This window comes from Variovorax sp. OK605 (assembly GCF_900115445.1).
In the GTDB taxonomy this organism is placed as follows: Bacteria; Pseudomonadota; Gammaproteobacteria; order Burkholderiales; family Burkholderiaceae_C; genus Variovorax.
In genome coordinates this window covers 146,142-152,905 of record NZ_FOWL01000019.1, presented here as the reverse complement: position 1 = coordinate 152,905, position 6,764 = coordinate 146,142, and the positions used below count along the sequence as shown (strand labels likewise).

The 6,764-nt window shown below is 59.3% G+C and carries 6 protein-coding genes; all 6 read right to left on the bottom strand.

Going from position 1 to position 6,764, the window contains the following annotated elements; all coding sequences use genetic code 11:
- Window positions 1-42: 42 nt before the first annotated feature.
- Window positions 43-561, bottom strand: coding sequence for a hypothetical protein (locus tag BM013_RS34190; RefSeq protein WP_093129133.1), 519 nt, complete (start codon window positions 559-561; stop codon window positions 43-45).
- Between the two features lie 51 nt (window positions 562-612).
- Entirely contained in the window at window positions 613-2,181 is a 1,569-nt protein-coding gene (locus tag BM013_RS34185; protein WP_093129132.1) for an IS66 family transposase, read from the bottom strand.
- Window positions 2,182-2,258: 77 nt separating this feature from the next.
- A complete protein-coding gene (tnpB, locus tag BM013_RS34180) occupies window positions 2,259-2,606 on the bottom strand; it encodes an IS66 family insertion sequence element accessory protein TnpB (protein ID WP_093129131.1) in 348 nt (115 codons plus the stop codon).
- Window positions 2,603-3,004 (bottom strand): IS66-like element accessory protein TnpA, encoded by a 402-nt coding sequence (locus BM013_RS34175; RefSeq protein WP_093129130.1) that lies wholly within the window; start codon window positions 3,002-3,004, stop codon window positions 2,603-2,605. Before BM013_RS34175 ends, tnpB begins: the two co-directional genes overlap by 4 nt.
- Before the next feature lie 177 nt (window positions 3,005-3,181).
- On the bottom strand, window positions 3,182-4,240 hold the full coding sequence (locus BM013_RS34170; protein WP_093133489.1) for a 5-methylcytosine restriction system specificity protein McrC: 1,059 nt from the start codon (window positions 4,238-4,240) through the stop codon (window positions 3,182-3,184).
- Between the two features lie 2 nt (window positions 4,241-4,242).
- Complete coding sequence (locus BM013_RS41470; protein WP_177225647.1) at window positions 4,243-6,657, bottom strand: AAA family ATPase; 2,415 nt, start codon at window positions 6,655-6,657, stop codon at window positions 4,243-4,245.
- Window positions 6,658-6,764 lie beyond the last annotated feature (107 nt).

Below are 6,764 nucleotides of genomic sequence, written 5' to 3'. Positions count from 1 at the left end.
GTAAGCGTCAGCTCAGCACCCCCCTTGACCTCTGCCGTTCGATCAGATGTCGAAGACCTGTCGCAGCATATGGAAGGGAACGCGCCATGAGTGCCCGTTGCCGGTGTCGACGGTGGCAGTGCGCTGGTTGATGCGCACGACAATGCCCACCTGAGGCTGGAGGTACTTGTCGTCGAACGAGACCTTCTCGCCGCAGCGGAAGTCACCTCGCGCAGGCATGCTCTTCAGCGGCGCGGGACGCGTAGGGGTCGATGCAGTTGCACTGGCAGGACTTGGCGGCTCGACGGCCGCATAGGGCAGCTTCCATTCGCGCCGCGTGCCTTCCTCGTGCAAGGTGACCTGCGTGTCCTTCATGGCGACCACCTTGCCATTGCGCATCTGGCCGTCGCGCCAGTCGAGGAAGCGCACCATCTGGCCGAGGTTCATGTTCGTGCGCACAGCGATGATGCGTCGCGGATCGGCCAGCATGCGCTCGATGATGGCGCTCAGTTGGAACAGCTCCAGGCTGGTCGCACGATTAAGCGCATCGATCAGCTTGGGGTCGGTGCCTTGCGGGTTCACTGCGTTGTCCTCTTGGCGTTGTCAGGTTGTAGTCGCCCGGGCACGAGGTCCTCAGGCGACCAGCCGCTGCTCGAGGTGTTGCGGCGCACCGATGTTCCACGGCAGCAACTCGTCGATGCGGTTGATGGGATGGTCCGCGATGCGCCCGAGCACATCGCGCAGATAAGCCTGTGGATCGATCCCGTTCAACTTGGCTGTTTCCACGAGGCTATAAATGGCCGCAGCGCGCTCGCCCCCGGCGTCCGAGCCCATGAACATGTAATTCTTGCGGCCCAGGCCGACACCGCGCAACGCGCGCTCGGCGGCGTTGTTGTCGATCTCGATGCGTCCATCGTCACGGTAGCGCGTCAACGACCCGAGCCGCGTGAGCGTGTAGCCGATGGCGCGCGCGAGCTCCGACTTGGTCGACACCTGGGCGAGCATCCCTCGCAACCAGGCGAATAGTTCCTCGAGCAGCGGCCCGGCCCGCGCCTGGCGCTCCCTGCATCGCTCAGCCGGCGGGCGACCACGGATGCCGGCTTCGATCGCATACAGCGCACCAATGCGCCTGAGCGCTTGTTCCGCAATCGAGCCTGGCGCACGCCCCTGACTCTCGTGCAGATCCCAGAACGGCCTGCGCGCGTGCGCCCAGCACGAAGCCTCGATGACGTTGCCGCTTGCATAGAGCTTGGCGAAGCCGGCATACGCATCGGCCTGCAACACGCCCTTGAAGTTCTTCAGGTGCGCCTGGGGATGTTCGCCCTTGCGGTCGGGCGAGTAACGCAACCACGCCGCCGGCGCGTCGGTGCTCGCCGATGCCCGATCGTCACGCACATAGACCCACAGCCTTCCGGTCTTGGTCCGGCCTCGCCCGGGCGAGAGCACCGCCACCGGCGTGTCGTCGGCATGCAGCTTGGAGCCGGCCAGCACGTAGCGCCCGAGCGCTGCAACCAACGGGTCCAGCAGCTTCTCGCTCTGGCCGACCCAGCCAGCCATCGTGGAGCGTTCGATCACGACGCCCTCGCGGGCGTAGATGCGGCTCTGGCGGTACAGCGGTTGGTGGTCGCAGTACTTGGACACCAGCACGTGGGCCAGCAGCCCGGGACCGGCGATGCCACGTGCGATGGGCCGGCTCGGCGCTGCTGCCTGGAAGATGGATTCGCACGCCATGCAGGCGAGCTTGGGGCGCACGTGGCGGATCACCTTGAAGCGCGAGGGCACGTACTCCAGTTGTTCAGAGACGTTCTGGCCGATCTGACGCAGTCGGCCGCCGCACGCACTGCAGCCGCAGGCCTGGCCGACGGCGTCGTGGCGGGCATCCGATGCCTCGGGCCGGTACACATGGTTCTCTCGAGGCAAGTGTGCGGGCAAGCTGCGGTCGAAGCCTTCGCTGTTGGCCGCTTGCACCTTCGGTGTCTGCGCGACCGGCGCAAGCTCGTGCATCGACAGGTCTGCGATCAACGCGATCTGCGGGTCGTCCAGCTGTTCGCTGGAGGCGCCGAAGCGGGAGCGAACCTGGCGCAGCAACTGCACCTTGAGCTTGTCCACGAGCAGCTTGAGCATGACGACTTCGGCATCACGCGCCTGCACGACACGCAGCAGCGAGTCGACGGTGTGGGGCGCGTTGGCGGTGTTCGGCACGCCCTCTACTATGCCATCGGACCTACCCGGAGTTGACCGGGACCCGTGCGTTCAGAAGACGAATTCTTGAGCGCGGTTCAAGCCGCGAGCGCGGGCTGATCGGTGCGCGTCGGCATGCGCCAGTCGATGCCTTCGAGCAGCATCGACAGCTGCGCCGGCGTGAGCGAGATCTTGCCCCCTTGCGCCTGCGGCCAGACGAATCGGCCGCGCTCCAGGCGCTTGGCCAGCAGCAGCAATCCCTGGCCATCGAACCACAGGACCTTGAGCATGTCGCCGCGTCGGCCGCGGAAGACGAAGACGTGGCCGCAGAACGGGTTGGTCTCCAACGCCGTCTGCACCATCGCAGACAGGCCATTGAATCCCTTCCTCATGTCGGTATGGCCGGCGACGATCCAGACGCGGGTGCTTGTAGGAAGGCCGATCACGCAAGCGCCTTCAGCGTCTGCAGGACATGGCGCACGCTGGCCTCGTCGACCGCGCCACGCAGTCGGACGCGCACACCGCCGACATCGATCTCGATGGTCCCGGCAGGTTGGCGAGGCGCCACCACCGTGGGTGAAGAGCATGGCGCGATCGACGCAGCTTCGATGGTGACGGGCAGCAGCATTGGCGAGGGCTTCGACGGTGCCGGCGTCTGGGGCTGCTCTTGCGTGCTCAGATGCATCCTGCGCCATGCGAACAGCAGGTTCGAGTTGATGCCCGCTTCCAGCGCGACGGCGGCCACCGACGCACCGGGCACCAAGCTGCGCGCGACCAACTCGCGCTTGAACATTGGGCTGTGCTCGCGCCGACGGCGCTTGCTCGGGGTGTATTGATCGTTCATTGATGTGCATTAGCGGTTCTTCATGCACACCATCGCAGCGTGCATGGGCCACCGATCCTGCACATCAGCCTTCAGTGAAAACAGAGGGTACTGAGGAGACGCTTACGTCTTTTCACACTCTTAGTGCGCTTATACGCGCATAGCGGCCCAAAGAAAACGCCAGAAAACAAGTGCTGACTAGGTATATGCCGAAGCCCCTGCCGTTTCGAGCACCTCCAGCAACTCAGTTCGAATCAACGGCCAATCGCGAGAAAGATCTACCGTGGCGATCGTCAGCGGGTGCCCCTGAACTATGTAGCTGTCCCGCAGCGTCCGATCCACACGCGGATATATCAACATGCCACGCACGATCTCAGCCTCCTGCGACTGCGCATTGGTCAGATAGCTCATCAGCTGATAGAGGTTTGCGCTGTGATATTTGGTGCTGTCCCGAAAGAAGCTCACCGAGCTGCTGTAGTACTTAGCATCGATGATCAACCTTCCCGAAAATGAGTACACAGAGATATCTGTGTTCATCGAAGGCAACATCAGCAGCGCGGGGTCACTGTCACTTGCAGCGTCCCAACCGATACGGTCCCGCTTCACGGTGACGCCGCGAGCTTCCCTCTTTATGAAATTGAAGAGGAAATTCTCGAATACGCGCGCCATCGCCCTTTCATCACGCACGAAGTCGCGGAAACGCACCTCGCCTGAACTCGTGTTCGGTAGCGCACTGCGAAAGACTAGTTCGCAAACATTCAACAGAAAGCGATAGAAGCGCGTATTCGAGTGCAGCTGCACTTTCCGAAAGCTCTGCGCTGTCAGCGTAGGCGAGGCTATCCCCAAAAGGCTCCTGTATGCCTTCGTCACGGTGGGGCGCAACGATGGATGCAACTCTCTTGACTGGCAAAGCAGCCTCAGCGTGCTCTTGATCACTTGATTGTTAAGCGTGTTCGCTGTTAGTTCATCAAACTGACAAGCCGCACGCCCATGAACAGTCAAAAATCGCCTTGCGGAGCTCAGCGCGTCAATTCGGCCTCGCGGGCTCGATAGCTCATCTAAGTGAGCCTCATAGCCCTGCTCCAAACCTCGACGAGCCAGGTGATTAACACCTGTATAGAGGACCAACGCGAACAGATCAACAAGCTCAGTCGACGGGCACTTAGACACATCGATCAACTCTCCTTGCTCCAGCTGATTCCAGGAGTAGCAAAGAAGATAGTACAGGTTGGCAATGGGAATTCGTGGTTGCTCCATGCCTAGGCCCCCAATAGTCGACTCTCCCACTGCTTGACCTTCGAAGGGTCATCAAACCAATACTCGCGAAGCAACGGAAGTACTTCCGTCTCAATGACATCTTTGTACCAATCGTGAGTGGCCCCATCCGGTCCGTGAACGCTACAAAAATAGCTGTGCCCCACTCTGAACCCCGGCCCAAGGTTTGCGCGGTCCGCTTCAATCTCGGCATTCAAATCTTGCAGATCCCGTACTACTCTATGAATTAGCTCTTCAGATGCTCGGGCGTTTCTCATGTACTCCCTGAACTGAGGTGAGCTAAACCCCGGTTCAAGGTCAATGAACGCAAAACGCCGCCTGAGTGCGTAGTCAACCATCGCTAGCGAACGATCAGCTGTATTCATCAAGCCCAGTAAGTAGACGTTTTTAGGTACGTGAAATTTCTCATCCAGGCTGTTCGCGTAGGTCAGAGGAACGGCCCAATCTGGGTCTCGTTTGTCAGCCTCAATCAGCATCATTAGTTCACCGAAAACCTTGCTGAGATTCCCGCGATTGATCTCATCGATGATGAAGACGTAATCATTGTCTGCATCCGCTGCAGCTCTACGACAGAACTCGTAGAACACACCGTTTTTCAACTGAAATCCTGTTCCCGTCGGTCGATACCCTTGAACAAAGTCTTCATATGAATAGGTCTGATGAAACTGCACAACACCAACTCGCGCGCTCGATCGATTTCCCACCAATGCTTGGGCTAGCCTCCGGGCGAAAAAGGTCTTCCCAACCCCAGGCGGCCCTTGCAATATAAGGTTGTGCTTTGACCTCAACCGCTGAACGATGCCTCCAAAAGCATCCCTGTCGATAAAGAGCCCCTCAAGCGCCTCGTCGAGCGTATACAACTCGTCTTCTGTTTCCTCCCCGACGACATCTATCGCCGTGGTGCTGTCTTGGGTGGCAGACAACAGCGGTTTGTATTCATCAATTACTTTGTCGATAGCAACAGCGATCTGATCGATATCGGCGAGATGATCTTCTGAGAAGGCTTGTGCAACGTAGGAGTCCCCGTATCGCTCAGGCTCTGTCGCGGCTTGGGCCGCCAGATACTGCTCAATCGTGAGAGTCGAATCCAAATTTCGCCACAACGGAACGGTGTCGTGCGTCTCGCCAATGCCGTACGCGACAATGACATACCCAGCCTTTCGGTAGTAGAGCAATACGGGGTAACTGCCCTTGGTGGGCGCGTGGCCTGCACCCAAGAATGCAATCCATGGGACCCGAGCTAGCACACCCTTGCCGAAACTCACCTTTACCTGAAGGCCTCTGTACTCCGTCGGATAACCGCTCACGGCCAGTCCCGAGCCAGTTGATGCCTGCGTAAGAAAGCGCTTGAGGATGTCCGGCAGCACCGCTTTGGGCACGATCTCAAAGCTAAGCGAGCGCAGCAATCTAAACGCGGACGAGTCCTCACCTCCTGCGAATTGAGATCGATCGAACTCTGTTCCTCTCGCATGCTTCGCAGCCAACGACAGCACCAGCTTTGGCGGATAGCGATGAGCCGCATACAAGAGGTCATACCCGGTTGACGCCTCTTTGAGATCAACGCCGTCTCTATCAATCTGGGCTATCGCCAGAAGTACGTGGTCTGCGGTGATGTCCTGAGTGGCAGTCCGAAAGTCCTGCTGTTGCCACATGCCTTTTAGGGGCGGCGTGTAGTAGTCCAACTCGGGCGTGCTGTGCTTTTCCTCAAGCTCAGATCTAACTCGACGCAGAGTCCGGTCGAGCTCCAAGGGTGAGAGCGCATTTACGGCCTGATTGCTGAGTCCAGAGAAAGCGACCGCAACCGCGCGACGATCCAGTCTTCCAAAGATTCTCTCGAAATCATCTGGAAAGAGCATGAACAGCAGCATGTGCCGGAATTGCCGCGCCGTGGCGTCCGGCACCTCTGACAGCCATTTCGCAAACCTCCAGCCGTCGGCGATAAGTAGCTTCCGCTCAGCAACCGGAAGCCGCTTAAAAATCAGCATCGTGTTGATGCAAAACGTGAGCTCTCGCCAACGATGATTGTTGAAGCCGGGGCCGGCGCTGCCGATGCCGCCTAGAGCTGCATCGGAGAGAAGCTCCGCGGCGGACGAGGGCAACTCTTCTCCTGACCATTGCCAGATAGTTTCAATAGTTGAGCGTTTCTTTGCGGCGCCCATATTGCTCGGGCAAAGAAACATGAGCCAAAGCATCTCGGCCGCGAGTTGCTTCACATGGGGCGATGTCGTCTTGAGTTGACTTTCTAGTTTGGCAATGAACGTTCCTACGCCCTCGTCAAGATTCCGGACGAAGTGGGTCTCGAGTGCTTCCAAGCCCTCAACCGTCCAGAGAGCGCGACCATCAAACACCGCGCCATCGGCCAGGAACGCTCGATCCCTCCAATGGTTGACGGCGCTCAAGAGTGGCGTGGAGTCATTATTTCCGCAGTAGCGACTCATACTCGCCTCCGTGTTTACTATTGGAGACAGACTTTAACTTCTGTCTCCCAGCCCAGCCGCCAACGCCC